Annotated in this window: 24 protein-coding genes; 16 read left to right on the top strand and 8 right to left on the bottom strand. The window is 63.7% G+C overall.

Features of this window, described 5'->3' with window-relative positions; all coding sequences use genetic code 11:
- Positions 1 to 105 precede the first annotated feature (105 nt).
- Both PST29_RS28890 and PST29_RS28885 read right to left on the bottom strand, forming a co-directional pair.
- Positions 106 to 2514, bottom strand: coding sequence for a penicillin acylase family protein (locus PST29_RS28890; RefSeq protein ID WP_060844909.1), 2409 nt, complete (start codon positions 2512 to 2514; stop codon positions 106 to 108).
- Between the two features lie 105 nt (positions 2515 to 2619).
- Positions 2620 to 3198 carry a DUF6436 domain-containing protein gene (locus PST29_RS28885; RefSeq protein WP_060844908.1) on the bottom strand — a complete coding sequence of 193 codons (579 nt, stop codon included), beginning with the start codon at positions 3196 to 3198 and terminating at the stop codon, positions 2620 to 2622.
- A gap of 110 nt (positions 3199 to 3308) precedes the next feature.
- Between PST29_RS28885 and PST29_RS28880 the strand changes: the two genes are divergently transcribed.
- Entirely contained in the window at positions 3309 to 4247 is a 939-nt protein-coding gene (locus PST29_RS28880; RefSeq protein WP_060844907.1) for an alpha/beta hydrolase, read from the top strand.
- Between the two features lie 93 nt (positions 4248 to 4340).
- Here the strand turns inward: PST29_RS28880 and PST29_RS28875 are convergent, their stop codons facing one another.
- Positions 4341 to 5093 carry a DUF2059 domain-containing protein gene (locus PST29_RS28875; protein WP_016963463.1) on the bottom strand — a complete coding sequence of 251 codons (753 nt, stop codon included), beginning with the start codon at positions 5091 to 5093 and terminating at the stop codon, positions 4341 to 4343.
- A gap of 162 nt (positions 5094 to 5255) precedes the next feature.
- On the opposite strand from PST29_RS28875, the gene PST29_RS28870 reads away from it, so the two are divergent.
- On the top strand, positions 5256 to 5888 hold the full coding sequence (locus PST29_RS28870; RefSeq protein ID WP_060844906.1) for a 2OG-Fe(II) oxygenase: 633 nt from the start codon (positions 5256 to 5258) through the stop codon (positions 5886 to 5888).
- A 2-nt stretch (positions 5889 to 5890) separates the two neighbouring features.
- Positions 5891 to 6379 carry a DUF523 domain-containing protein gene (locus tag PST29_RS28865; RefSeq protein WP_060844905.1) on the top strand — a complete coding sequence of 163 codons (489 nt, stop codon included), beginning with the start codon at positions 5891 to 5893 and terminating at the stop codon, positions 6377 to 6379.
- Positions 6380 to 6530: 151 nt separating this feature from the next.
- On the opposite strand, the gene PST29_RS28860 is transcribed toward PST29_RS28865, so the two are convergent.
- Positions 6531 to 7316 carry a transporter substrate-binding domain-containing protein gene (locus PST29_RS28860; RefSeq protein ID WP_060841597.1) on the bottom strand — a complete coding sequence of 262 codons (786 nt, stop codon included), beginning with the start codon at positions 7314 to 7316 and terminating at the stop codon, positions 6531 to 6533.
- Positions 7317 to 7448: 132 nt separating this feature from the next.
- Here PST29_RS28860 and PST29_RS28855 point away from each other — a divergent pair, with 132 nt between their 5' ends.
- A complete protein-coding gene (locus PST29_RS28855) occupies positions 7449 to 7886 on the top strand; it encodes a DUF4399 domain-containing protein (protein ID WP_060844904.1) in 438 nt (145 codons plus the stop codon).
- Positions 7887 to 8000: 114 nt separating this feature from the next.
- Here the strand turns inward: PST29_RS28855 and serA are convergent, their stop codons facing one another.
- A complete protein-coding gene (serA, locus tag PST29_RS28850) occupies positions 8001 to 9230 on the bottom strand; it encodes a phosphoglycerate dehydrogenase (protein ID WP_016963474.1) in 1230 nt (409 codons plus the stop codon).
- A gap of 204 nt (positions 9231 to 9434) precedes the next feature.
- Between serA and PST29_RS28845 the strand changes: the two genes are divergently transcribed.
- The 4 genes from PST29_RS28845 to PST29_RS28830 all read left to right on the top strand — a co-directional run bounded on the left by PST29_RS28845 (position 9435) and on the right by PST29_RS28830 (position 13641).
- Positions 9435 to 10829 carry an FAD-binding oxidoreductase gene (locus PST29_RS28845; protein WP_060844903.1) on the top strand — a complete coding sequence of 465 codons (1395 nt, stop codon included), beginning with the start codon at positions 9435 to 9437 and terminating at the stop codon, positions 10827 to 10829.
- A gap of 43 nt (positions 10830 to 10872) precedes the next feature.
- On the top strand, positions 10873 to 11538 hold the full coding sequence (locus tag PST29_RS28840) for a fumarylacetoacetate hydrolase family protein (protein ID WP_060844902.1): 666 nt from the start codon (positions 10873 to 10875) through the stop codon (positions 11536 to 11538).
- Positions 11539 to 11702: 164 nt separating this feature from the next.
- A complete protein-coding gene (locus PST29_RS28835) occupies positions 11703 to 12629 on the top strand; it encodes an SdiA-regulated domain-containing protein (protein WP_060844901.1) in 927 nt (308 codons plus the stop codon).
- A gap of 103 nt (positions 12630 to 12732) precedes the next feature.
- On the top strand, positions 12733 to 13641 hold the full coding sequence (locus tag PST29_RS28830) for an SdiA-regulated domain-containing protein (RefSeq protein ID WP_060841592.1): 909 nt from the start codon (positions 12733 to 12735) through the stop codon (positions 13639 to 13641).
- Positions 13642 to 13726: 85 nt separating this feature from the next.
- Here the strand turns inward: PST29_RS28830 and rpiA are convergent, their stop codons facing one another.
- A complete protein-coding gene (gene rpiA / locus PST29_RS28825) occupies positions 13727 to 14398 on the bottom strand; it encodes a ribose-5-phosphate isomerase RpiA (RefSeq protein WP_016963479.1) in 672 nt (223 codons plus the stop codon).
- Between the two features lie 226 nt (positions 14399 to 14624).
- Between rpiA and ilvA the strand changes: the two genes are divergently transcribed.
- Genes ilvA through PST29_RS28805 form a run of 4 tightly spaced genes read left to right on the top strand, consistent with a single transcriptional unit; the run spans position 14625 to position 18355 of the window.
- Positions 14625 to 16139, top strand: coding sequence for a threonine ammonia-lyase, biosynthetic (ilvA, locus tag PST29_RS28820; RefSeq protein WP_060841591.1), 1515 nt, complete (start codon positions 14625 to 14627; stop codon positions 16137 to 16139).
- Positions 16140 to 16179: 40 nt separating this feature from the next.
- Positions 16180 to 16608 carry a DUF2269 family protein gene (locus PST29_RS28815; RefSeq protein WP_060841590.1) on the top strand — a complete coding sequence of 143 codons (429 nt, stop codon included), beginning with the start codon at positions 16180 to 16182 and terminating at the stop codon, positions 16606 to 16608.
- Positions 16609 to 16634: 26 nt separating this feature from the next.
- Positions 16635 to 17891 (top strand): SDR family oxidoreductase, encoded by a 1257-nt coding sequence (locus PST29_RS28810; RefSeq protein WP_060844900.1) that lies wholly within the window; start codon positions 16635 to 16637, stop codon positions 17889 to 17891.
- The gene (locus tag PST29_RS28805) at positions 17888 to 18355 is read left to right on the top strand and encodes a DUF2269 family protein (protein ID WP_060844899.1); all 468 of its coding nucleotides are present in this window, start codon (positions 17888 to 17890) and stop codon (positions 18353 to 18355) included. Before PST29_RS28810 ends, PST29_RS28805 begins: the two co-directional genes overlap by 4 nt.
- A gap of 50 nt (positions 18356 to 18405) precedes the next feature.
- Here the strand turns inward: PST29_RS28805 and PST29_RS28800 are convergent, their stop codons facing one another.
- Positions 18406 to 19062 carry an HAD family hydrolase gene (locus PST29_RS28800; protein ID WP_060841587.1) on the bottom strand — a complete coding sequence of 219 codons (657 nt, stop codon included), beginning with the start codon at positions 19060 to 19062 and terminating at the stop codon, positions 18406 to 18408.
- Between the two features lie 144 nt (positions 19063 to 19206).
- On the opposite strand from PST29_RS28800, the gene PST29_RS28795 reads away from it, so the two are divergent.
- Complete coding sequence (locus PST29_RS28795; protein WP_011064073.1) at positions 19207 to 19686, top strand: RNA pyrophosphohydrolase; 480 nt, start codon at positions 19207 to 19209, stop codon at positions 19684 to 19686.
- Between the two features lie 22 nt (positions 19687 to 19708).
- Positions 19709 to 21988: a phosphoenolpyruvate--protein phosphotransferase gene (gene ptsP, locus PST29_RS28790; protein ID WP_060841586.1), complete on the top strand. Its 2280-nt coding sequence runs from the start codon at positions 19709 to 19711 to the stop codon at positions 21986 to 21988.
- Positions 21989 to 22049: 61 nt separating this feature from the next.
- On the opposite strand, the gene PST29_RS28785 is transcribed toward ptsP, so the two are convergent.
- Entirely contained in the window at positions 22050 to 22796 is a 747-nt protein-coding gene (locus PST29_RS28785) for an NRDE family protein (protein ID WP_060841585.1), read from the bottom strand.
- Positions 22797 to 22919: 123 nt separating this feature from the next.
- Here PST29_RS28785 and PST29_RS28780 point away from each other — a divergent pair, with 123 nt between their 5' ends.
- A complete protein-coding gene (locus PST29_RS28780) occupies positions 22920 to 23702 on the top strand; it encodes a sulfite exporter TauE/SafE family protein (protein ID WP_060841584.1) in 783 nt (260 codons plus the stop codon).
- A gap of 81 nt (positions 23703 to 23783) precedes the next feature.
- Positions 23784 to 24593, top strand: a complete 810-nt coding sequence (lgt, locus tag PST29_RS28775; RefSeq protein WP_016967543.1) for a prolipoprotein diacylglyceryl transferase — start codon at positions 23784 to 23786, stop codon at positions 24591 to 24593.
- Positions 24594 to 24616 lie beyond the last annotated feature (23 nt).

Raw genomic sequence — 24616 nt, 5'->3', positions numbered from 1 at the left:
CCTGTTTCGCCGTAGGAGCCGGCTTGCCGGCGAAAGCGTTCGCGAGATGCGCGCCAGGCTTGCAAGCCTCTTCGCTGGCAAGCCAGCTCCTACGGGGCGAGGCGCTCAGGGGCGGCGCGCCGGCAGCAGCTTCAGGGTGCTGCGGGTATTGGCGGTGACTTCCTCGTCGCTGAAGTGAGCCTGTTGGTAGACGCCTTCGATGTAGGCCTCGGCCTGGTCGTCGTAGTGCTTGTCGAACAGCACGCCGCTCTGGCCCACCGGGTTGATGGTCAGGCTGTGGGCCGGGTCGGCGAAGTCGATGATGCGTCGGGTCGAGGGACCGTAGACCACCGACCAGGGCGCCGGCCCGATCTTGGCGGTGAGGTTGTTCGGCACCTCATGGCTGCCGGGAGCGTCCAGGGGGCCAACGTTGAATACCCGGTCCAGAGGCTTCTGCATCCCCAGGGGGTGGCCGTGGGTCAGGGTGTGGGCGCTGCCCCAGCGCCACTGTGCCGGGTTGGCGCCGAGGGTCAGCCGCAGGTGGTCGATGCTGGCGCGCCAGGCCACCCTGACCGTGTCGACCCGGCTTTCGCGCTGTGGCGTGGTGCGGTTGTCCCACCAGGGCGAGTCGGGATCGGCCGCCAGCCGGGGCAGGGCGGCATCCACCACCCGGGCCTGGATCAGCGCGTCGAAGTAGGCGTCACCGAGTTTTTCATGGAAGGTGGCGTTGGCCAGCTCGAACAGGAACTGGTTGAACAGGGTGGCGCTGGTGGAGTCCAGCGGGTAGTCGCCCTGCCACTTGGCCAGTTGCTCCACCAGCTTCTGTTCCTCGGGGTCGCCGACCACGTCCCGCAGCACGGGCAGCAGCGGTGCCAGCAGGCGCGGCCCGTAGGCAGTGGTCGTGCCCAGCTGCAGCTTCTGGGTGTTTTCCAGGTCCCATTTCACGCTCTTGTCGCTGAGCTGGCGATCCAGTTGCTGGCCGCGGTCGGCGAGGTTGTAGTAGCCGGGAATCTCCATGCCGGTAGGTGAAACCGGTTGGAAATTGGCCGAGACAATGTAGCCCCTGGCCGGATTCTCTTCCTGAGGGTTGGCACTGAAGGGATAGAAGCCTTCCTTGTCGGCCATGACCGTGCTGCCGTCGAGCATGAACGCCGGCTTGGCCCCGGCCGGGCGTTTGGGCAGCAGCGCCGCCGCCCACCAGCCGATATCGCCCTTGGCGTTGGCCCAGATGATGTTGAGGCCGGGGGCATGGACCTTGGCCGCCGCAGCGCGGACCTTGGCCAGGGTGTCGGCGCGGTTGAGCTGGTAGAAACCGTCGAGGATCGGGTTCGGGGTTTCCAGGAAACCCCACCACATGGCCACCGGGGCCTTGCCCACGGTGGTGCCGAGCATGTCGTTGATGATCGGTCCGTGGGGCGAGCGGCGCAGGGTCAGGGTGACCGGGGCCTGGCCCTTGACCGCAATCTGCTGCTCGCTGCTGATCAGGTCGACCCACTGGTCACGAAACCAGACCTGATTGGCGTTCTGCGGGTTGACCTTCTCGGCGATCAGGTCGAGATCGTCGTTCTGGAACATGGTCAGGCTCCAGCCGAAATCCAGGTTGTGGCCCAGGAAGGCGAAGGGCACCAGGGCCTGATGATGGCCATAGAGCTCGAAGCCCGGCGCCGACAGCTGCGCCTCGTACCACACCGACGGCAGGGAATAGCGGATGTGCGGGTCGCCGGCCAGCAGGGGGCGGCCGCTTTTGGTCCGCGTGCCGGCCACGGCCCAGGCGTTGCTGCCTTCGAATTGCGGCAGTCCGGCGTCGCTCAGGGCATCCTGGCTCAGGCGCGAGATCCGGCCCAGGTCCTGCCAGTCGACCGCGGCCAGGGGCAGCGCCGGTTGCGGCTTGCCCTTGGCCAGTACGCCCTTGGGCTGCCAGTCGAGGTCGAAGACTTTCAGGTAATCGTTGCCCAGCTGATCGCGGATGTAGGTCAAGAGCGGTTCGGTGCGAAAGGCCATGGCGAAGCTGTAGGCCATGAAGCCGGCGACGCTGACCGTGTCCTCGGCGGTGAACGGCCGCTTGTGGATGCCCAGGGCATCGAACTCCATGGGGCTGGCGTGGCTGTCCTGATACTGGTTGATGCCGTCCAGATAGGCTTCCAGGGCCTTCCACGCCGGAGACTGGCGTTCAAGGCCGGCCACGTAGCTGTCGGCGCGCTCGCGGATGCGCAGGCTGCGGAACAGCTTGTCGGTGTCCAGCAGCTTGGGGCCGAGGACTTCTGCCAGCTCGCCCCGGGACAGGCGGCGCAGCATTTCCATCTGGAACAGCCGGTCCTGGGCGTGGACGTAACCCAGGGCGCGATACAGGTCGGCTTCGTTTTCCGCACGGATGTGCGGGACCCCGCGCTCGTCGTAGCGCACGGTCACCGAGCCCTGCAGGCCACGGATTTCCACCTGGCCCTGACGCGTCGGCTGCTTGCTGTACAGATAACCGGCGGCACCCGCCAGCAGGGCGAGGATCAGAACGGCGACCAGAGTCAGGCTGCGTTTCATGCGGGCTCCTTGCTGTTGTTGTCAGTGCCGCCTTGAGAGCTGCAGAGATTTAGCACAAGTCTTGGGCCTCGGGCAGGAGGCGGTCCTTGAATAGTCGCGAATGCCCTAGTGGGTACTGGCCGGCCAGGGACAATAGCAGCCTACCGCGAGGGTATGGGTGGCATTGATCTGGCGATCGCTGGCCAAGGCCTGGAGGATGGGCTCGATGAAGCTGTTGCTGGAATTGCAGGTCAGGCCTTCGCTGTAGGGCCCGAAGTAGGCCAGCTTGCCGTTGCGATCCCAGATCGCCACCGCCGGACTGGCGGGGATCTGTTCGGCGCCGGGCAGGTGGTCGAGGGGCTTCAGGGCGCTCAGGGTCGCGGGCAACTGGCCGTGACTGCCGGGTTTCTGCACCGAATAGAACTCCACGCCTTGCGAGCCGTAGGTGGCGATCAGCTCGGCCAGGTGCTGCTGGTTGCCGACGTTGCAGGGGCAGGCCGGATCCCAGAAGTGCACCAGGCGAATGGCGCCAGGGCCGGCCAGTTCGGCGGGCAGTTGCAGCGGGTCGCCGGAAAATACCGCGGTGTGTTCACTGAACGCCCGCAGATAGCGCCCCTGGAACCAGTCGTAGGCGCTCCACAGCACAACGGCGCACATCAGGACGAGCAGGCTGGCAAGCAGGGGCGTGCGGTAAGACTGGCGCATTAAGATCGGTCCTCGAAGGTCGCGTAGCTTGCCATGCTTGTCGCGACAGATGAATATCGCAGGCCCAGAAAGCCCGTTTTGTCTCAATGCCCTCCGTTTTGGAAAACCCCATGTCCGTGAACTTCGACCCCGACCATCTGCGTGCCAGCCTGCAACCCCTGGTGGCCGGGCAGCCCTTGTCGGCCGAGGCTCAGGCCTATCAACGCTTCTACGGGCTGGACTTTGCCGGACGGGCGCTGGTGCCCCGCAGTCGCCTGGGCCGTATCCAGGTGGACGACTACGAGGTGGTCTGCCAGGTCTGGTGGCCGGAGCAGCCGCGGGCGACGCTGTTTCTGTTCCACGGCTTCTACGATCACATGGGCTTGTACCGGCATGTGATCGAATGGGCGCTGCAGCGCCGCTTCGTGGTGATCTCCTGCGATCTGCCAGGGCATGGCCTGTCCAGCGGCGAGCGCGCCAGCATCGATGACTTCGCGGTGTATCAGCGGGTGCTGCAAGGCCTGTTCGGCGAGGCCCGGGCCCTGGACCTGCCCCAGCCCTGGCACCTGTTCGGGCAAAGTACCGGCGGCGCCATCATCATGGATCACCTGCTCAACCAGGGCGCCGAGAGTCCGGCCCAGGGGCGGGTGGTGCTGCTCTCGCCCCTGGTGCGGCCGCGGGCCTGGGGCTGGTCGATGCTCAGCTACTACGTGCTGCGGCCCTTCGTCACTGGCATTGCCCGACGCTTCAGCGAGAACTCCAATGACCCGGATTTCCTTGCCTTCCTCCAGGCCGACCCCTTGCAACCGCAGCGCTTGCCAACGGCCTGGGTGGGGGCGCTGTCGCGCTGGATCAAGCGCCTGGAAGCGGCGCCACGCAGCTCCAGGCAGCCGCTGATCGTCCAGGGCGACGCGGACATGACCGTGGACTGGCAGCACAACCTGCAGGTGATACGCGGCAAGTTCGCCGCGCCCGAAATCCTCATGCTGGCGCAAGCCCGGCACCACCTGGCCAATGAAATTGCGCCATACCGCGACCAGTATTTCGCCTTTCTTGACCGGTATTTCTGAGTCGCCGCGGCGACCGCCCGCGAGCGTTGCGCGCAGCAGCAATCTGCTGCGCGGCCCTGGGCAGTCGCTACGAGGGTACTTTGCGTGCCGGGCTCAGGGGGCGAGGCTGGAGGTGCTCTGGCCGACGGCCAGGCCGGCGCGAATCGCTGCCAGGGCCGCTTGATAGTAGGCCTTGCCTTCGCTGGATTCGGCGAAGGTGGCGAACTCTTCGAGTTCGGTGTCGGACAGATCCCGATAGACGTAGAGCAAGGTGTTGTTCAGGTCGTTGCCGATCTGCTGCATCAATCGCTGGCGCTGGCCATTGAGCATGCCCTGGGCCTGGCCGCCTCCCAGCAGTCCGGGAATCATCTGGCTCAGGCTGTCGGCGGCGACTCCGGCAATCGCCAGGCTGACTTCCGCCCCGGCTTCCTTTGCCGGCAGGGCCTGGGCCAGGTGGCCGATGATCAACTGGCGGGTGTCGCTGGCCTGCATCTTGGGCAGGCCCTGGGCGTTCTTGGCCAACTGGTCGCGACGGGTGGCCAGCAGTTCGGCGGCAACGATCTTGCGTCCCAGGGGCGATTGGAAGAAGGCCAGGGCCGGTGCGGGATCGGCCAGGTGCTGGCGCAGTTGGGCTTCGGCACGGCGGTCCACGGCCTGGGGCGCAAAGCGCTGATTGCTGTTGTCCACCAGGGCCTGGTAGACCGCTGGCGGCAAGCTGTTCTGGTAGCGCTGCTGGGCGGCGCTGAGGGCATCGTTGAAATGCGCGCGCTGTTCCGGCCAACCGGCGACCTTGTACAACTGGTCGTGGCTGTCTGCCCAGGCAGGCAAGGCGCAGAACATCAACAGTGAGAAAAGCAAACGGCGCATAAGGACTCCTGTCAGCAGGCGACTATTCTCCGGGGCAAGGCGATGGTTGTCGAGAATTCGTATCAGGATCGCCAGCTAAAGTCATGAGTGGAAAGTGCATTGGAAAAAAATGCTCGATCCTCCGCTCTGCGGCTCTGTCAGATTTATCTGATGCTGGATACTATGCGCGCCATGCAAATACCCTCTGATCATCCGCTGTTGTTGAACATTGTCGACGACCTGGCCACCCGTGGCTGGTCGCAGCAAAATGTCTTTCTGTCCGAGGCTCTGACCCTCGAACTGGCGGCTGAGTGCCGTAAACGTGCACTCGAAGGTGAACTGGCGCCTGCGGCGGTGGGGCGTGGCCCGGCCCAGGAAATACGCGAGGCGATTCGCGGTGACCATATCCAGTGGCTCGAGCCCGGTCAGGCCGAGGCCAGCGATACCTATCTGGGGTTGATGGACAGCCTGCGCGAGGCCCTCAATCGCGGCCTGTTCCTGGGGCTGGAGGACTTCGAGTGTCACTTCGCGATGTACCCGCCAGGGGCTTTCTACAAACGCCATGTGGACCGTTTTCGCGACGATGACCGGCGCATGGTGTCGGCGGTGATCTACCTCAATGAACAGTGGCTGCCCGAGCATGGCGGGCAGTTGCGCATGTACCTCAATGACCAGGGGCAATACGACGTGGTCCCCGTCGGGGGCCGGCTGGTGGTGTTTCTTTCCGGCGAGGTGCCCCATGAAGTCCTGCCCGCGACCCGGGAACGCCTGTCCCTGACCGGTTGGTTCCGGCGTCGTGGCAACGAGCCGTTCTGAGCATGCACAAGATCCTGGTCAGCCGCTGCCTGTTGGGCCACCGCGTACGCTACGACGGCGGCGCCAGCGGCCCGTTCGATCAACTGGCCGCCTGGCTGCAAGAGGGGCGGGTGATTGCGCTCTGTCCGGAAGTGGCCGGTGGCTTGCCGACGCCACGGGCGGCGGCGGAGATTCCCGGTGGCCAGGGCGGCGATGTGCTTGCAGGGCGGGCACCGGTGATGACCACGGAAGGCGAAGATGTCAGCGCCCAGTTCCTCTCTGGGGCACGCCAGGCGCTGGAGCTGGTGGAACAGCACGGGATTCGCGTTGCCGTGCTCAAGGCCAACAGCCCATCCTGCGGCAACCTGCTGACCTACGACGGCACCTTCAGCGGGGTCAAGGTCTCGGGAGAGGGCGTCACCGCGGCGTTGCTCAAGCAGCACGGCGTGCAAGTCTTCAGTGAGTTGCAACTGTCCGAAGCCGCCAGCGCCCTCGCCGCATTGTCCTTGTAGCCGCTGCCGAGCCCCGGCGAGGCTGCGAAAAGGCTCGCAGAGCCTTGCCTGGCGGTCTCTCGCCGACCTCTAGCGGCCAAATCCCTGCGTCCCTTCGGGCCGTTCGCAGCCTGCGGCAGCGGCTACAGGTCAATCCGGCAGGTTGTGTCGTCTACTGCCCGGCGTCGCTCTTGGGCGGTTTGCTGGCATCCATGCCGAACCATTTTTCCGACAGGGCCATCAGCCGACCATCGGCCTTGATCCGCTGCAGGGCGCTGTCCAGGCTGGCCTGGAACGCCGGGTTACCTTTCTGGAACGGAATCGCCAGGCTCAGGGTCGGCCCCACCTTGGCCCCTTCCTTCACCGGTAGGCGGCTGTCGCGAATGGCGTAGGGAATCAACAGGCGATCGCTGATGGCGGCGTCGATCTGTTTGTCCGCCACGTCCTTGATCGGCTGCTGGGCATCGGCATAACTGCGCAGGTTGATCCCTTCCACGGTGCGCGCCTGGTCGACGAACTGGCTGCCCTGAGCCACGCCCAGGGCCTGGCCGCGCAGGGCCTGCAGGGAAAACAGCGGGCGCTGCTCTTCCTTGCGCACGATCAATTGGGCGCTGGAGTAGCTGTAGGGTTCGCTGAAATCGAAACGATCCTTGAGTTCCGGGGTCACTGCTATGTGGTTGATGGCCACGTCGAAGCGGCCGCTTTCCACACCGGGCAGCAGTTCGGCGGCAGCCGTCACCACGAAGTCCGGGCGCACATCCAGTTCACTGGCCAGCAACTGTCCCAGCTCCACCTCGAAACCGGTGAGTTTGCCGTCATCCTTGAAGTTGAAGGGTGGCGCATTGGCTTCCAGGGCGATGCGCAGTTCCCCGCGGTCATTGATGTCGTCCATCAGTTCGGCTTGAGCGTAAGTGCTCACAAGGGGCAGCAAAAGTATCAGGCCAGGCAGGAAACGCATGGTCACTCCTTGAATTTATATGAGCGATGCGCCGTTCAGGCTCGCTTTGCTAAGGTGTTGAGTGCCTTCGACAACGAATCGCCACGAAGTTGTCATAACCGTAAAAGAATTGCGGAAAAACTGGAGAAGATAATGAAAATTTTTATGTCTCGTGCGGCCCTGGCCGGGCTGTTGCTTGGTGCCTCGATGCTGGCCGGCGCAGCGGAAATACCGCGGACTGCAGCCCCCGCCGGCGCCAAGGTGTTTATCGTTTCTCCCGCTGACGGGGCCGTTGTGGACAAGACCTTTACCGTCAAGTTCGGCGTTGAGGGCATCGCCCTGGCCCCAGCCGGCGATCAAACCGCCAACACCGGCCACCATCACCTGTTGATCGACGTCGACCAGCTACCGGCGGAAAACCTGCCGATCCCGATGGACGCCAACCACCTGCACTTCGGCAAGGCCCAGACCGAAACCGAAGTGACCCTGACTCCCGGCAAGCACACCCTGCAACTGGAGCTGGGAGACAAGAACCACGTGCCGTTCGACCCGGTCATCGTCTCCAAGAAAATCACAGTGGCAGTGAAATAATCGTAAATACCGCGCAAAAAAAGGGAGCCTGAAAGGCTCCCTTTTTTGTCCGGCTGGCTGCGAGTCAGAGCGGGCTCTGGCTTGCAGCTTGAAACTTGCCGCTTGAAGCGGCTCTTAGAACAGCACGCGGCAACGGATGGTGCCGTTGATGTGCTGCAGCTTCTCTTGCGCCAGGTCCGAGTACTCGGCGTCGACGTCGATCACCACGTAGCCGACCTTTTCGTTGGTCTGCAGGAACTGACCGGAGATGTTGATGCCGTTTTCGGCGAAGACCTTGTTGATCTCGCTCATCACGCCCGGGATGTTCTCGTGGATGTGCAGCAGACGGTGCTTGCCAGGGTGGGCCGGCAGCGCCACTTCCGGGAAGTTGACCGAGGACACCGAGGTGCCGTTGTCGCTGTACTTGACCAGCTTCTCTGCCACTTCCAGACCGATGTTGGCCTGGGCTTCAGCGGTGGAACCGCCGATGTGCGGAGTCAGGATCACGTTGTCCAGGCCGCGCAGCGGGCTCTCGAACTCTTCGTCGTTGGAACGGGGCTCGACCGGGAAGACGTCGATGGCCGCGCCGATCAGGTGCTTGTCCTTGATCGCGTCCGCCAGGGCGTCCAGTTCGACCACGGTGCCGCGAGCGGCGTTGATCAGGATGCCGCCCTTCTTGATGGCGCGAATTTCCTTCTCGCCGATCATCCACTGGGTGGCCGGGGTTTCCGGTACGTGCAGAGTGACGATGTCGGACATGCCCAGCAGTTCGTGCAGGTTGCCCACTTGGGTCGCGTTGCCCAGCGGCAGCTTGGTCACGGTGTCGTAGAAGAACACCTGCATCCCCAGGCCTTCAGCCAGGACCGACAGTTGGGTACCAATGGAGCCGTAACCGACGATACCCAGCTTCTTGCCGCGGATTTCGAAGGAGTTGGCCGCGCTCTTGATCCAGCCGCCACGGTGGCAGGAAGCGTTTTTCTCAGGGATGCCGCGCAGCAGCAGGATGGCCTCCGCCAGTACCAGTTCGGCGACCGAACGGGTGTTGGAGTAAGGCGCGTTGAACACCGCGATGCCGCGCTCGCGAGCGGCGGACAGGTCAACCTGGTTGGTGCCGATGCAGAAGCAACCCACTGCGACCAGTTTCTTCGCGTGGTCGAAGATCTCTTCGGTCAGTTGAGTGCGGGAGCGAATGCCGATGAAGTGTGCATCGGCGATCTTTTCCTTGAGCTGGGCTTCCGGCAGAGAACCGGTGAGGTACTCGATGCTGGTGTAGCCGGCGGCCTTGAGGACGTCGACAGCGGATTGGTGGACGCCTTCGAGGAGAAGGAACTTGATCTTGCTCTTATCGAGAGAAGTCTTGCTCATCTGCGTAAACCTGTGTCCCGGAGAAAAATGGCAGGGAAATGGACAGCTTGAGCTGACCTGGACGGCATGCAACCGCCACCGCGGGAAGGCCCTTGGGCACTCTCCTGCGGGGGCGGTATGCTAGCATACGCGCCCCGCTAAACACTCATTCCTGCGACGTGAAGCGTTCTCAGGATGACCATGAATTGTTCGAGAGTTCTGTCGATGACCAATCCTGCCCTGATTGATGAACTGAAGACCCTGGTTGAGCCTGGCAAGGTGCTGACCGACGCTGACTCCCTGGACGCTTACGGCAAGGATTGGACCAAGCATTTCGCCCCGGCCCCCACGGCCATCGTGTTTCCCAAGACCATCGAGCAGGTTCAGGCCATCGTGCGCTGGGCCAATCAGCACCGGGTGGCCCTGGTGCCTTCCGGCGGACGTACCGGCCTGTCGGCCGCCGCCGTGGCAGCCAATGGCGAAGTGGTGGTGTCTTTCGACTACATGAACCAGATTCTCGACCTGAACCTGACGGATCGCACGGCGGTGTGCCAGCCGGGCGTGGTCACCGAGCAGTTGCAGAACCTGGCGGAAGAAAACGGCCTCTACTACCCGGTGGATTTCGCTTCCGCAGGTTCCAGCCAGATTGGCGGCAACATCGGCACCAATGCCGGTGGAATCAAGGTCATTCGCTACGGCATGACCCGCAACTGGGTGGCCGGCATGAAAGTGGTGACCGGCAAGGGCGACCTGCTGGAACTGAACAAGGACCTGATCAAGAACGCCACCGGCTACGACCTGCGCCAGCTGTTCATCGGTGCGGAAGGCACGCTGGGGTTCGTGGTCGAGGCCACCATGCGCCTGGATCGGGCGCCGAAGAACCTCACCGCGATGGTGCTCGGCACCGCCGACTTCGATTCCATCATGCCGGTGCTGCACGCCTTCCAGAGCAAGCTTGATCTGACCGCCTTCGAGTTCTTCTCCGACAAGGCTCTGGCCAAGGTCCTGGCCCGTGGCGACGTGCCGGCGCCGTTCGAATCCGAATGCCCGTTCTACGCGCTGCTGGAATTCGAGGCCACCACCGAGGAGGTGGCCAACCACGCCCTGGAAACCTTCGAGCACTGTGTCGAGCAGGGCTGGGTCCTGGACGGGGTGATGAGCCAGAGCGAAACCCAGCTGCACAACCTGTGGAAGCTGCGCGAGTACATCTCCGAAACCATCTCCCACTGGACACCCTACAAGAACGACATCTCGGTCACCGTGTCGAAAGTCCCGGCCTTCCTCCAGGAAATCGACGCCATCGTCGGCAAACACTACCCGGATTTCGAAATCGTCTGGTTCGGCCACATCGGCGACGGCAACCTGCACCTGAACATCCTCAAGCCGGACAACCTGAGCAAGGACGAGTTCTTTGCCAAGTGCGCCACGGTCAACAAGTGGGTGTTCGAAACCGTCGAGAAGTACAACGGTTCGATTTCCGCCGAACACGGCGTGGGCATGACCAAGCGTGACTACCTGACCTACAGCCGCTCGCCGGTGGAGATCGAGTACATGAAGGCGGTCAAGGCGGTGTTCGATCCCAACGGCATCATGAACCCGGGCAAAATCTTCGCCGTTTGAGCGCAAGCGGCACCCTGATGAAGCACACAAGCAGGAGTCGGTAATGAGCTATCAGCACCAGTATGTCGACGGTACCCGGATTCATTTTCCGGTAGGCAAGTTGGTATGCATCGGCCGCAACTACGCCGAGCACGCCCGGGAGTTGGACAACCCGGTTCCTACCGAACCCCTGCTGTTTATCAAGCCGGGCAGTTGTGTGGTGCCGCTGGAAGGGGGTTTCGCCATTCCCACCGAGCGTGGCTCGGTGCACTACGAAGCGGAGATCGCGGTGTTGATCGGCAAGCCGCTGTCCACCCAGCCCAGCCGCGAAGAAGTGCTGGATGCCATCTCCGGTTTCGCCCCGGCGCTGGACCTGACCCTGCGGGACAAGCAGGCCGAGCTGAAGGCCAAGGGCCTGCCGTGGGAGATCTCCAAGTGCTTCGATGGGGCGGCGGTCCTCGCGCCCTTCGTGGTGAGCAGCAGCTTTGCCGACCTGACCGACATCGGCATCCGCCTGACCATCAATGGTGAAGTGCGCCAGGACGGTAACAGCAGCGTCATGCTCAATCCCATCGTGCCAATGATTCAGTACATGGCCGGTTGCTTCTCCCTGCAGGCCGGCGACGTCATTCTCACCGGCACACCGGTGGGGGTTGGTCCACTGAATGTCGGTGATGAGCTGGTGCTGGAGCTGCCGGGCGTCAGCCGTTTCACCAGCAGCGTCCGTTGATCTGAAGCGCTCTGCGCTGTCCCTCTAATCCAGGGCGCGGCGCAGAGAGCTCAGCGAGCTTTAACCGGTTTTTCACATTTACTCCGGATAATTCCGATGTTTATGGTTCGCGGATCCGAAATTCGTGTGCTATTACCATTGGCCGAGCTTCTGGAATCTGTGTGATGGACGCCCACTCCCTACCCAAACCTCACCCCATCCACCGCCTGCGTTTGCGCATGCGCTGGTACTCCTGGCTGCTGCTGGCCGGCGTGATCTGCTATGGCGTTGCCAGTGTCATGCACTGGGATGATCGTGGCGCGCTTTGGGTTCAGGAAGGTTTTGTCAGCAGCGCCGAGCGCGACGCCAGCGTCTGGCTGCCCAGCTACCGGGCGGTCATCGATGCCAAGGCCCTGCCGGGGATGGAGCGCGATGAAGCCTCCGACCTTGCCTACAATCCGCAAACCAAAACCCTGTTTTCAGTGATGGGCAAGAATCCGTTCCTGGTGGAGCTGACCCTGCAAGGCGACGTCCTGCGCAAAATGCCGCTGGTGGGTTGGAGCAATCCGGAAGGGGTGGCGGTCCTGGAAAACGGCCTGCTGGCGATCGTCGATGAGCGCCAGCACTCACTGGTGATCGTCAAGGTCGATGCCAACACCCAAGCGCTGAACATCGCTGATTTCCCCCAATACGACCTGGGCCCTTCGAAAGACCAGAACAAGGCGTTCGAAGCCATCGCCTGGAACCCGCGCAAGCAGCAACTGCTGCTGGGCGAGGAGCGTCCTCCGGCACTGTTCACCTGGAACAGCGATGGCAGTCAGGTGCTCAAGGGCGACAAGCAGAAGCTGGCCAGCGACGAACTCGACCTGCGCAACCTGTCGGCCCTGGGCGTCGACCCGCGTACCGGTCATGTGTTGGTGCTGTCCGCCGACTCCCACCTGCTGCTGGAGCTGGACGAGCAGGGCGAGCAAGTCAGCTTCATGGCCCTGCTCGGTGGCTTCAACGGCTTGAAGAAAACCATTCCCCGGGCCGAAGGCGTGGCCATGGATGAAGCCGGCAACCTGTACATGGTCAGCGAACCCAATCTGTTCTACCGCTTCGAGAAACAGTGAATCCCGGGCTCGGTCCCCGAGCCGGGCCGTCCCGCGGCATTAAGCTTGAATTCAGTCGGCTGTGATATTTCATTCGCCTGTCCTGATTTCGAGCCTGCCCGCCATGTATCGCCTGACCCGTCTGCAACCCCTCTACCTGATTCTCGGCCTGATGGCCGTGCTGCTGGCGGCGTTTGTCCACAACCACCGGTTGTGGCAGCGCGCCTGGTTCGACTGGCAAGCCTACTGGCAGGTGGCGGCCCCTGAATCGCTGGGGCTGGGCGACTATCGGGCGGTGCTGGAGGCGCAGCCGATCAAGGGCCTGGACGAAGTCTCGGCGCTGACCTACGACCCCTTGCGCAATAGCCTGTTTACCGTGACCAACAAGAATGCCGAGCTGGTCGAGCTGTCCCTGGACGGTCAGGTCCTGCGGCGCATCGCCCTGGTGGGCTTCGGCGATCCGGAGGCGGTGGAGTTCATCAGCGCCAATACCTACGTGATCAGCGACGAGCGTCAGCACCGGCTGATCAAGATCCAGCTGGATGACGAAACCACCGTGGTGGATGCGGCAGAGGCCGAGCAGATCACCCTCGGCGTGCACCTCTCGGGGAACAAGGGCTTCGAAGGGCTGGCTTACGATTCAAAGGGCCAGCGGTTGTTCGTCGCCAAGGAGCGCGACCCGATGCTGATCTATGAAGTGCAGGGCTTTCCTCATCACGATCCGGAAAAATCCTACGGCGTGCACGTGCTGAATAACCCCAAGCGCGATGCCGGACTCTTTGTGCGTGATCTCTCCAGCCTGCAATACGACGAGCGCAGCGGCCATCTGCTGGCCTTGTCGGACGAGTCGCGGTTGGTGGTGGAGCTGGACGTGGACGGGCGCCCGCTCAGCACCCTGGCCCTGGGGCGGGGCCGCCAGGGTTTGAGCAAAGCGGTGCCCCAGGCCGAAGGAATCGCCATGGATGACGCCGGCAGCCTGTACCTGGTGAGCGAGCCGAACCTGTTCTACGTCTTCAAGAAGTCGACCCAATAGACGCTGGCGGGTGCAGGAGCGGGCTTGCCAGCGAAGAGGCTCAAGAGCGCCTTCACCCGCCCGCTGGCTCCTACGCCCGGCCGGCTCAGGCCTTGAGGGTTTTCACCCCTTCAGCGGTGCCCAGCAGCAGTACATCGGCAGGGCGTGCGGCGAACAGGCCATTGGTGACCACGCCGACGATGGCGTTGATCTGGCTTTCCAGTTCCACCGGGTTGGTGATCTGCATGTTGTGCACGTCGAGGATGATGTTGCCGTTGTCGGTGATCACGCCTTCGCGGTACACCGGGTCGCCGCCCAGTTTCACCAGCTCACGGGCCACGTGGCTGCGGGCCATCGGGATCACTTCCACCGGCAGCGGGAAGTTGCCCAGCACCGGCACCAGCTTGCTGGCGTCGGCGATGCAGATGAAGGTCTTGGCCACGGCGGCGACGATCTTTTCCCGGGTCAGGGCGGCGCCGCCACCCTTGATCAGGTTCAGGTGCTCATCGCTTTCGTCGGCGCCATCGATGTAGAACTCCAGATCGCTCACGGTATTGAGTTCGTACACCGGAATGCCGTGGCCCTTGAGGCGCGCGGCGGTGGCTTCGGAGCTGGCCACGGCGCCGTCGAAGGCACCCTTGTGCAGGGCCAGGGCATCGATGAAGCAGTTGGCGGTGGAGCCGGTGCCGACCCCGACGATGCTCTTGTCATCGAGTTTCGGGAGGATAAGGTCGACGGCGGCCTGGGCGACAGCCTGTTTGAGTTGATCCTGGGTCATGCGGGCTCCGAAGCGGGCAAGGGGGGCACAAAGGCCGGCATTATAGGCGCCGCGGCAGATCAGGTCATTGCCCGTTTGGCTAATCGGCCGGGGTGGACGGGCCGTTCGCATGGTGGGGAAGGGGTGGCGAGGGCGCTGGCTAAAACCTCGGTATTCGTGTGGTCGCCCGGGCAAACGCTGGGTTAGACTCCTTGGCCCTGCCCAACCCGCTCAGTGATGCTTTCCGATGCTCGAACAGTACGTCAAGAAGATCCTCACCTCGCGCGTTTATGACGTTGCCGTAGAAACCCCATTGCAGACTGCCCGCCAGCTCTCCGAGCGGCTGGGCAATCAGATCTGGCTCAAGCGCGAAGACTTGCAGCCGGTGTTCTCGTTCAAGATCCGTGGCGCCTACAACAAGCTGACCCAGCTCAGCGACGCCGAGCGCGCCCGTGGCGTGGTCACCGCGTCGGCCGGCAACCACGCCCAGGGCCTGGCCCTGGCGGCCAAGGTGCTGGGGGTCAAGGCCACCATCGTGATGCCCAAGACCACCCCGGAGATCAAGGTCGAAGGCGTGCGCTCCCGTGGCGGCAAAGTGGTGCTGCACGGCGATACCTTCCCCGAGGCGCTGGCCTATTCGCTGAAGCTGGTGGATGAAAAGGGCTACGTCTACATCCACCCCTACGATGATCCCCACACCATTGCCGGGCAGGGCACGGTGGCCATGGAGATTCTGCGCCAGCACCCGGGGCCGCTGGACGCGATCTTCGTTCCGGTCGGTGGCGGCGGGCTGATTGCCGGCATCGCCGCCTATGTGAAGTACCTGCGCCCGGAGATCAAGGTGATCGGCGTCGAGCCGGACGACTCCAACTGCCTGCAGGCGGCCATGGCCGCGGGCGAGCGTGTGGTGCTGCCGACCGTGGGGATCTTTGCCGACGGCGTGGCGGTGGCGCAGATCGGCCAGCACACCTTCGATATCTGCAAACACTATGTGGATGAAGTGATCACGGTCAGTACCGATGAGATCTGCGCCGCAATCAAGGATATCTACGACGATACCCGCTCGATCACCGAACCTGCCGGGGCCCTGGGAGTGGCCGGGATCAAGAAGTACGTCGAGCAGCGCGGCATCAGCGGGCAGACCCTGGTGGCCATCGATTCCGGGGCCAACGTCAACTTCGACCGCTTGCGCCATGTGGCCGAGCGCGCCGAGCTGGGTGAGGGCCGTGAAGCCATCATCGCCGTGACCATTCCCGAGAAGCCGGGCAGCTTCAAGGCGTTCTGCGAGGCGGTGGGCAAGCGCCAGATCACCGAATTCAACTACCGCTACAACACCGGCAGCGAAGCGCACATTTTCGTTGGGGTGCAGACCCACCCGGAAAACGATCCGCGCAGCGCCCTGATCGCCAGCCTGACCGAGCAGGGCTTTCCGGTGATCGACCTGACCGACAACGAACTGGCCAAGCTGCATATCCGCTACATGGTCGGTGGCCATGCCGAGAAGGTCAGCGACGAAGTGGTGCTGCGCTTCGAGTTCCCGGAGCGTCCGGGTGCGCTGTTCAACTTCCTCAACAAGCTGGGCGGGCGCTGGAACATTTCGATGTTCCACTACCGCAACCATGGCGCGGCGGACGGCCGGGTGGTGGCCGGCCTGCAAGTGCCGGCCGAGGAGCGTCACCTGGTGCCGGCGGCCCTGGAGCAGATCGGTTATCCGTACTGGGATGAAAGCGACAACCCGGCGTACCAGCTGTTCCTGGGCTGAACGACTACGCTGAGGAACGGAGCCTTAAGGAAGCGAGAACATGGAAACACTGACCACGCTGAAGACGCTTCATGTACTGGCTACGGTGCTGCTGTTGGGCAGCGCCCTGGGGCTGGCGATCTGGGTCTGGCGCCTGCGTCGCCAGGGCGATGCCACGGTTTACAGCCGGGTATTGCAGCGTCCGGGGCTGTTCGGCTGGTTGCTGCTGGCCATCGGACTGCTGAGCCTGCCGTTCAGTGGCTGGTGGATGGTGCATCGGGTGGGCTGGCCGCTGGGCCAGGCCTGGCTCCTGGGCTCCAGCGTGCTCTATACCCTGGGTGCCCTGGCCTGGCTGTGGCTGATGGTGCGACTCAATCGCCTGCGGCGGGCCAAGGCCGCCAGCGGCCTGACCTTCACCCTGGTGCTGGCGGTGTTCAGCCTGGTGTGTTTTGTCGCCATTGCCGGCCTGATGGGCGCCAAGCCGGTCTGATCCCGGCGTGAACCTTAAGGATTGCCATGAAGGTTGTTCTGGTGGGGGCCACAGGGTTTGTCGGCCGCCATCTGCTGGCGGCTCTGCACGCCGCCGGTCATCAGTTGATCGCCACCAGTCGTTATCCACAGCCGCGCGGCCTGCCGGGGGTGGAATGGCGACAACTGGACCTCGATCGCCTGGGGCATGAGCCCCAGCCCTTTGTCCTGCCTGCCGATACCGATGTGCTGATCAATGCCGCTGGGTTGTTGAGCACCGATGCCCGGGCGCTGACCCTGACCCAGGACCTGGGCACGCGTGCCCTGTTCGACCTGGCGCAGGCCCGTGGCGTGCGGGTGCTGCAGATTTCCGCATTGGGTGCCGGCACCCAGCCCCATGTGCCATTTCTGGCCAGCAAGGCCGCGGCGGATGATTACCTGCTGCGTTCGGGTATTGCGGCCGTGGTGCTGCGGCCGTCGCTGGTGCTTGGCGCCGGCGGTGCCAGCAGCGGCTGGCTGGCGAAGATGTCGCCCTGGCCGCTGCTGGGGTTGTTGTCCACCCAGGCGCAGATGCAGCCCCTGCATGTCGAGGACTTGAGCGCGGCGGTGCTGGCGCTGCTCAGGCAATGGCCGCAGGAATCCATGGTCCTGCCCCTGGTCGGCCCGGAACGCCTGACCATGGCGCAGTTGCTGGATCGCCTGCGGGCGGCCCAGGGCTGGGCCCCGGCCCGTTACTTCCAGTTGCCTTCGATACTGCTCAGGCTGGCGGCTGGCGCCGGTGATCGCCTGGGCTGGCGCGCCTTGAACCGACAAAGCCTGGCCATGGCCCGCACTGACAACCTGGCCGATCCGGAGGTGCTGGCTTCGGTCTGCGGTTATCACGCGGCGCCCCTGGTGGCCCGCCTGCAGGACTGGCCGCAGGCGGCGCAAAGCACCCAACTGGCCCTGCGGCCATTGCTGCTTGCGGTGATGGTGTTGATCTGGCTGGGCACGGCGCTGGTGTGCATCGGCCCGGGCTACGATTGGGGCTTGCGGATCATGGCCGAGGCCGGCGTACAGGGCGTCTGGGCGGCGCTGGCGGTGATCGCGGGCTCGCTCTGCGACGCCGTGCTGGGTGTCGGCCTGCTGCTGCGACGCTGGCGCCGTCGGGCCTTGCAGGCACAGTTGGGGCTGATGCTCGGCTACACCCTGATCATCAGCCTGATCCTGCCGCATTTCTGGTTTGACCCTTATGCCGCCGTGGCCAAGAACCTGGTGCTGATGGTGGCGACTCTCTGGTTGTTGTGGACCGAACCCCGTCGATGAGCGCTTATCTGCTGTTGAAAACCCTGCATATCCTGTCCTCGACCGTGCTTTTCGGCCTCGGTGCCGGCTCGGCCTATTACGCCTTGCGGGCCTGGCGCAGCGGTCGGGTGGAAGTGATTGCCGTGACCTTCAAGCACCTGGTGTTCGCCGATTGGGCCTTTACCGCCACCACGGCGGTGTTCCAGCCGTTGAGCGGCCTGGGACTGGTGCACCTGGCGGGCTGGCCGATCCAGCAGGCGTGGCTGCTGTGGAGCCTGGGGCTGTATGGGGTGGCCGGGCTGTGCTGGCTGCCGGTGGTCTGGTTGCAGATCCGGGTGCACAAGATGGCCGAGCAGGCATTGCATGACGGGGTGCCGATGCCGATCCGGGCCAACCTTTATATGCGCTGGTGGTTCGCCCTGGGCTGGCCGGCGTTTCTGGCCTTCATGGTGATTTTCTACCTGATGGTGGCCAAGTCGGTGTAGGGCCTGTCGCTGGCAAGCCGGCGAATGCAGCCGGCTCGCCGACGAGTTGGTCAATCGCGCAGGCTGATGACCTGCCATCCGCGTTTCTCGGCTTCGGCCCGCAGGTTCGGGTCGGGATCGACGGCCACCGGGTTGCTGACTTGTTCCAGCAGCGGCAGGTCATTCATCGAGTCGCTGTAGAAGTAGCTGTCTTCCAGGTCGTGGCCGGTTTCTTCCAGCCAGCGCTTGAGGCGGATTACCTTGCCTTCGCGGAAACAGGGCACGTCGGTGCTGCGCCCGGTGTAGCGGCCCTCATGCATCTCGCATTCGGTGGCGATCAGGTGTTCGACCCCCAGGCGCTCGGCGATCGGTGCGGTGATGAAGCGATTGGTGGCGGTGATGATCACCAGCTTGTCGCCGGCCTCGCGGTGCTGATCCAGCAGCGCTTGGGCCTTGGGCAGGAGGATGGGCTCGATGCAGTCGCGCATGTAGTCGCGATGCCATTGTTCGAGCACGGCCATTTCGGTGCGGCCGAGGATTTCCAGGCAGAAGTTCAGGTACGCGGCGTTGTCGAGTTGGCCGGCCAGGTAGTCCTGGTAGAACTCGTCGTTGCGGGTCTTGTAGGCGACGGCGTCGAGGAAGCCCCGCTCGCACAGGTAGTCGCCCCAGGCGTGGTCGCTGTCGCCGCCAAGAAGCGTGTTGTCCAAGTCGAATAAAGCCAGGCGCATTGCAGTTACTCACTGAAAAGTCGCGGAAAAAGGTGCCCAGAATACGGTCTTTTCACAAGAGTGCACATAAGCTAAGCAGCCTCGTTGCTGCATTCCCAAGCTTTGTGGAACAATGCGGCGACATGCGTTTGCGAGGTTGTAGCCGTGATCGACCCCGATGGTTTCCGCCCCAATGTCGGGATCATTCTGACCAATGATGCCGGACAGGTGCTATGGGCTCGCCGTATCAATCAAGATGCCTGGCAGTTTCCTCAAGGCGGGATCAACCCCGACGAGACGCCGGAAGACGCCTTGTATCGCGAGTTGAACGAAGAAGTGGGGCTGGAGCGCGAAGATGTGCAAATTCTCGCCTGCACCCGGGGCTGGTTGCGCTATCGTTTGCCGCAGCGTCTGGTCCGAACGCACAGCCAGCCGCTGTGCATCGGCCAGAAACAGAAATGGTTTCTCCTGCGCCTGATCTCCAACGAGCAGCGGGTGCGGATGGATTTGACCGGTAAACCGGAATTCGATGGCTGGCGCTGGGTCAGTTATTGGTATCCGTTGGGCCAGGTGGTGACATTCAAGCGCGAAGTGTATCGCCGCGCTCTCAAAGAGCTTGCCCCGCGCCTTTTAGTGCGCGACTGACGACGGAGTTCGACCCCGAGCCATGCTCAATACGCTGCGCAAGATCGTCCAGGAAGTTAACTCCGCCAAGGATCTCAAGGCGGCGTTGGGGATTATTGTATTGCGCGTCAAAGAGGCCATGGGCAGCCAGGTCTGCTCGGTCTACCTGCTGGACCCGGAAACCAACCGTTTCGTGCTGATGGCCACCGAGGGCTTGAACAAGCGCTCCATCGGCAAGGTCAGCATGGCCCCCAACGAAGGCCTGGTAGGCCTGGTGGGCACCCGGGAAGAACCCCTCAACCTGGAAAACGCCGCCGATCACCCGCGCTATCGCTACTTCGCCGAGACCGGTGAAGAGCGTTATGCCTCGTTCCTGGGGGCTCCGATCATCCACCACCGTCGGGTGGTCGGGGTGCTGGTCATTCAGCAGAAGGAGCGTCGCCAGTTCGACGAGGGCGAAGAAGCCTTCCTGGTGACCATGAGCGCCCAGTTGGCCGGGGTAATTGCCCATGCCGAGGCCACCGGTTCGATCCGCGGCCTGGGTCGCCAGGGCAAGGGTATTCAGGAAGCCAAGTTCGTCGGCGTGCCCGGTTCCCCTGGTGCCGCGGTGGGCAGCGCGGTGGTGATGTTGCCACCGGCCGACCTGGACGTGGTGCCGGACAAATACATCACCGACATCGATGCCGAGCTGGCGCTGTTCAAGACCGCGCTGGAAGGGGTGCGCGCCGATATGCGCGCGCTGTCGGAAAAACTCGCCACCCAGTTACGCCCGGAAGAGCGCGCGCTGTTCGACGTCTATCTGATGATGCTCGACGACGCTTCCCTGGGCAGCGAAGTGAAGACCGTGATCAAGACCGGGCAATGGGCCCAGGGCGCCTTGCGCCAGGTGGTCACCGATCACGTCAACCGTTTCGAATTGATGGACGACGCCTACCTGCGCGAGCGCGCCTCGGACGTCAAGGACCTGGGGCGCCGACTCCTGGCCTACTTGCAGGAAGAACGCCAGCAGACCCTGGTCTACCCCGACAACACCATCCTGGTCAGCGAAGAACTGACCCCGGCCATGCTCGGCGAAGTGCCCGAAGGCAAGCTGGTGGGGCTGGTGTCGGTGCTGGGTTCGGGCAACTCCCACGTGGCGATCCTGGCCCGGGCCATGGGTATTCCCACGGTGATGGGCTTGGTGGACCTGCCGTATTCCAAGGTCGACGGCATCCAGATGATCGTCGACGGCTACCACGGCGAGGTCTACACCAACCCCAGCGAAGTGCTGCGCAAGCAGTTCGCCGATGTGGTCGAAGAAGAGCGGCAACTGGCCCAGGGCCTGGACGCCTTGCGCGATCTGCCGTGCGTGACGCCGGATGGGCACCGCATGCCGTTGTGGGTCAACACCGGTCTGCTGGCCGACGTGGCCCGCGCGCAGAAGCGCGGGGCCGAGGGCGTTGGCCTGTACCGCACCGAAGTGCCGTTCATGATCAACCAGCGCTTCCCCAGTGAAAAAGAGCAACTGGCGATCTATCGCGAGCAACTGGCGGCATTCCATCCGCAACCGGTGACCATGCGCAGCCTGGACATCGGCGGCGACAAGTCGCTGTCGTATTTCCCGATCAAGGAAGACAACCCCTTCCTTGGTTGGCGCGGCATCCGTGTGACCCTCGACCACCCGGAAATCTTCCTGGTGCAGGCCCGGGCCATGCTCAAGGCCAGCGAGGGCCTGAACAACCTGCGCATCCTGCTGCCGATGATTTCCGGCATCCACGAGCTGGAGGAGGCCCTGCACCTGATTCACCGGGCCTGGGGCGAAGTGCGTGACGAAGGCACCGACGTGCCCATGCCGCCGGTGGGGGTGATGATCGAGATTCCGGCGGCGGTGTATCAGACCCGGGAACTGGCGCGCCAGGTGGACTTCCTCTCGGTGGGCTCCAACGACCTGACCCAGTACCTGCTGGCGGTGGACCGCAACAACCCACGGGTCGCCGATCTCTACGACTACCTGCACCCGGCAGTGCTGCAAGCCCTGCAGAACGTGGTGCGTGACGCCCATGCCGAAGGCAAGCCGGTGAGCATCTGCGGCGAGATGGCCGGCGATCCGGCGGCCGCGGTGCTGCTGATGGCCATGGGCTTTGACAGCCTGTCGATGAACGCCACCAACCTGCCGAAAGTGAAGTGGATGCTGCGCCAGATCAGCCTGAGCAAGGCCAAGGAACTGCTGGACGAGATGATGACCATCGACAACCCGCAAGTTATCCACAGCTCGCTGCAACTGGCCCTGAAGAAGCTCGGGTTGGCGCGGATGATCAATCCGGCTTCGAGCAAGACCCTGTAATCGCGGCGTTTTCTTCGCCGGCAAGTCGGTTCCTGCAGGAGCCTTCTTGCCGGCGAACGCTTCAGAGCTTCAGCTCAACCTCCCCCAGATGCCCGCCATAAGGGCCAAAGCTGCGTTCGACCAGATGCCGCGAGCCGTCGGCGTTGACGATCAGCGCGGTGCTGGCCCGTGTGCCGTAGCTGGGGCTGGCGATGAATACGCTGGACAGCAGGCTTTCCGTGGCCAGCCCCACTCCGGTGTCCGGCAACTCGGCGAAGGGTGCAGTCTGCGGATCGCTCAAGAGCGCCAGCAGCGCCTGGGGCTTGGGGTCATCCATCACTTCTTGCAGCGCCGCTCTGGCCTTGAGCAGTTTTGGCCAGGGCGTGTTGAGCCCGGCATTGGACAGGCCGTAGACGCCGGGCTGGAGCAATTGGGGCTCCAGGTCCTGGGCGTTGTAGTGCCACAACTGATCGCCGGTGCCCAGCAGCAGGTTGAAACCGGCGTACTCCACCGAACGGCCGACTACATCGCGCAAGTAATCTTCCAGGGGCATGCCTCCGGCGAGAAAGCGCGCCACCAGTTCGCCCCGGGAGCGCCGCGCGGGCGGTTGGTGCGGGTTGCGGATGTTGGTCAGGGCGGCAAATCGCCCGTCGGCACCAACCCCAAGCCAGGTGCCGCCTGCCTCCAGGTCACGTCCGGCGTGGATCTGCGGCGACTCGGGCCATTGCCCCAGGGGCAGGCTGGGGCGAGCGTAGAACTCGTCACGGTTGGCCGCGACGATCAGTGGCTGGGCGTGGCCCGGCCGCCAGGCGAAAACGATCAAGCACATTGAGGTGGCCCCCTGGGTGTTTTTGCTCACTCTACGCACACAACCCCGGGGTATCCATCGCCATCCAGTGGAGTCCGGGGCGGCGCATCCGTTACCATGCCGCTCTCATTTTCGGATGCTCCCATGGAATTTCTGCTCTATCTGCTGTTGGGCGCCTGTGCGGGCGTGCTGGCCGGGCTGTTCGGCGTGGGCGGCGGGATCATCATCGTCCCGGTGCTGGTGTTCAGTTTTACCCTGCAAGGCTTCGATGCCTCGGTACTGACCCATCTGGCGGTCGGCACCTCCCTGGCCAGCATCATCTTCACCTCGGTCAACGCGGTTCGTGAGCACCATCGGCGCGGCGCGGTGCGTTGGCCGATCTTTGCCTGGATGGCCGCAGGCATCCTGCTGGGGGCCGGCTTCGGTGCGCTGACGGCGGAAGCCATTTCCGGCCCGCATCTGCAGAAGATCATTGGCGTCTTTGCCCTGCTGGTGGCCCTGCAGATGACCCTGGAACTCAAGCCCAAGGCCAGTCGCCAGGTGCCCGGTAAATTGGGCCTGGCCGCGGCCGGTGGGGTGATCGGTTGGGCCTCGGCGATCTTTGGCATCGGTGGTGGCTCGCTGACCGTGCCGTTTCTCACCTGGCGCAGCGTGCCGATGCAACAGGCGGTGGCCACCTCTTCGGCCTGTGGCCTGCCCATCGCCCTGGCCAGTGCCTTAAGTTTCATGATTCTGGGCTGGCATGATCCGCTGCTTCCGGCTCATAGTCTCGGCTTCGTGTATTTGCCGGCGCTGTTGGGCATTGCCCTGACCAGCATGGTGTTCGCCCGTATCGGCGCGCGCCTGGCCCATAGATTGTCGCCGCGCCTGTTGAAGCGGATGTTCGCCGCGCTACTGTTTTGCGTGGGCATCAGCTTCCTGTTCTGAGTGACGACGCAATCCTGGCTTAATCCCGGTCTGGCAGTTTGCCCGGGAATCTTTGAGTTCTAACCCTGACGAGGAGTCGCAATGCTGCCTTACCCGCAGATTGATCCGGTGGCCCTGGCCATCGGCCCGCTGAAAATCCACTGGTACGGCCTGATGTACCTGATCGGCATCGGCGGTGCCTGGCTGCTGGCCTCGCGCCGGCTGAACCGTTTCGATCCGACCTGGAGCAAGGAGAAGCTCTCGGACATGGTGTTCTGGATGTCCATGGGGGTGATCGTCGGCGGCCGTCTGGGTTACGTGCTGTTCTACGACCTGAGCGCCTACCTGGCCAACCCGACCCTGATCTTCGAAGTGTGGAAGGGCGGCATGTCGTTCCATGGCGGTTTCATCGGGGTGATGCTGGCGGCCTGGTGGTTCGGCAAGCGCAACAACAAGAGCTTCTTCGAGCTGATGGACTTCGTCGCGCCGATGGTGCCGATCGGCCTGGGTGCCGGGCGGATCGGCAACTTCATCAACGCCGAGTTGTGGGGCAAACCCACCGATGTGCCCTGGGCGATGATCTTCCCGCCGTTCAGCGATCCGGCGCAGTTGCCGCGTCACCCGTCGCAGCTGTATCAGTTCGCCCTGGAGGGCGTGGCGCTGTTCCTGATTCTCTGGCTGTTCTCGCGCAAACCGCGGCCGACCATGGCGGTTTCCGGTATGTTCGCGCTGTTCTACGGGATCTTCCGTTTCATCGTCGAGTTCGTCCGGGTGCCGGACGCGCAGCTGGGCTACCTGGCGTGGAACTGGCTGACCATGGGTCAGGTTCTGTGCGTGCCGATGATTCTCGGCGGCCTGGGGCTGATCTGGCTGGCTTATCATCGCGCTCCGGCCCAGAGCGCGGCGCAATAAATTCGAACCCCGGGGCGTGCCCC

Origin of the sequence: Pseudomonas sp. St29, assembly GCF_001547915.1 — a bacterium.
In the GTDB taxonomy this organism is placed as follows: Bacteria; Pseudomonadota; Gammaproteobacteria; order Pseudomonadales; family Pseudomonadaceae; genus Aquipseudomonas.
Note: the sequence above shows the minus strand (reverse complement) of the source record. Positions and strands in the feature narration are given on the sequence as shown.

What these genes read in the sequence shown, in the direction of transcription:
- PST29_RS28835 (WP_060844901.1), top strand. Translation starts at nt 11,703, where the DNA reads ATGGACGCCCACTCCCTACCCAAACCTCACCCCATCCACCGCCTGCGT.
- PST29_RS28810 (WP_060844900.1), top strand. Translation starts at nt 16,635, where the DNA reads ATGAAGGTTGTTCTGGTGGGGGCCACAGGGTTTGTCGGCCGCCATCTG.
- PST29_RS28890 (WP_060844909.1), bottom strand. Translation starts at nt 2,514, where the DNA reads ATGAAACGCAGCCTGACTCTGGTCGCCGTTCTGATCCTCGCCCTGCTG.
- ptsP (WP_060841586.1), top strand. Translation starts at nt 19,709, where the DNA reads ATGCTCAATACGCTGCGCAAGATCGTCCAGGAAGTTAACTCCGCCAAG.
- PST29_RS28800 (WP_060841587.1), bottom strand. Translation starts at nt 19,062, where the DNA reads ATGCGCCTGGCTTTATTCGACTTGGACAACACGCTTCTTGGCGGCGAC.
- PST29_RS28785 (WP_060841585.1), bottom strand. Translation starts at nt 22,796, where the DNA reads ATGTGCTTGATCGTTTTCGCCTGGCGGCCGGGCCACGCCCAGCCACTG.
- lgt (WP_016967543.1), top strand. Translation starts at nt 23,784, where the DNA reads ATGCTGCCTTACCCGCAGATTGATCCGGTGGCCCTGGCCATCGGCCCG.
- PST29_RS28815 (WP_060841590.1), top strand. Translation starts at nt 16,180, where the DNA reads ATGGAAACACTGACCACGCTGAAGACGCTTCATGTACTGGCTACGGTG.
- PST29_RS28780 (WP_060841584.1), top strand. Translation starts at nt 22,920, where the DNA reads ATGGAATTTCTGCTCTATCTGCTGTTGGGCGCCTGTGCGGGCGTGCTG.
- PST29_RS28870 (WP_060844906.1), top strand. Translation starts at nt 5,256, where the DNA reads ATGCGCGCCATGCAAATACCCTCTGATCATCCGCTGTTGTTGAACATT.
- PST29_RS28855 (WP_060844904.1), top strand. Translation starts at nt 7,449, where the DNA reads ATGAAAATTTTTATGTCTCGTGCGGCCCTGGCCGGGCTGTTGCTTGGT.
- PST29_RS28865 (WP_060844905.1), top strand. Translation starts at nt 5,891, where the DNA reads ATGCACAAGATCCTGGTCAGCCGCTGCCTGTTGGGCCACCGCGTACGC.
- PST29_RS28830 (WP_060841592.1), top strand. Translation starts at nt 12,733, where the DNA reads ATGTATCGCCTGACCCGTCTGCAACCCCTCTACCTGATTCTCGGCCTG.
- PST29_RS28845 (WP_060844903.1), top strand. Translation starts at nt 9,435, where the DNA reads ATGACCAATCCTGCCCTGATTGATGAACTGAAGACCCTGGTTGAGCCT.
- PST29_RS28805 (WP_060844899.1), top strand. Translation starts at nt 17,888, where the DNA reads ATGAGCGCTTATCTGCTGTTGAAAACCCTGCATATCCTGTCCTCGACC.
- PST29_RS28885 (WP_060844908.1), bottom strand. Translation starts at nt 3,198, where the DNA reads ATGCGCCAGTCTTACCGCACGCCCCTGCTTGCCAGCCTGCTCGTCCTG.
- PST29_RS28860 (WP_060841597.1), bottom strand. Translation starts at nt 7,316, where the DNA reads ATGCGTTTCCTGCCTGGCCTGATACTTTTGCTGCCCCTTGTGAGCACT.
- PST29_RS28880 (WP_060844907.1), top strand. Translation starts at nt 3,309, where the DNA reads ATGTCCGTGAACTTCGACCCCGACCATCTGCGTGCCAGCCTGCAACCC.
- PST29_RS28875 (WP_016963463.1), bottom strand. Translation starts at nt 5,093, where the DNA reads ATGCGCCGTTTGCTTTTCTCACTGTTGATGTTCTGCGCCTTGCCTGCC.
- rpiA (WP_016963479.1), bottom strand. Translation starts at nt 14,398, where the DNA reads ATGACCCAGGATCAACTCAAACAGGCTGTCGCCCAGGCCGCCGTCGAC.
- serA (WP_016963474.1), bottom strand. Translation starts at nt 9,230, where the DNA reads ATGAGCAAGACTTCTCTCGATAAGAGCAAGATCAAGTTCCTTCTCCTC.
- ilvA (WP_060841591.1), top strand. Translation starts at nt 14,625, where the DNA reads ATGCTCGAACAGTACGTCAAGAAGATCCTCACCTCGCGCGTTTATGAC.
- PST29_RS28840 (WP_060844902.1), top strand. Translation starts at nt 10,873, where the DNA reads ATGAGCTATCAGCACCAGTATGTCGACGGTACCCGGATTCATTTTCCG.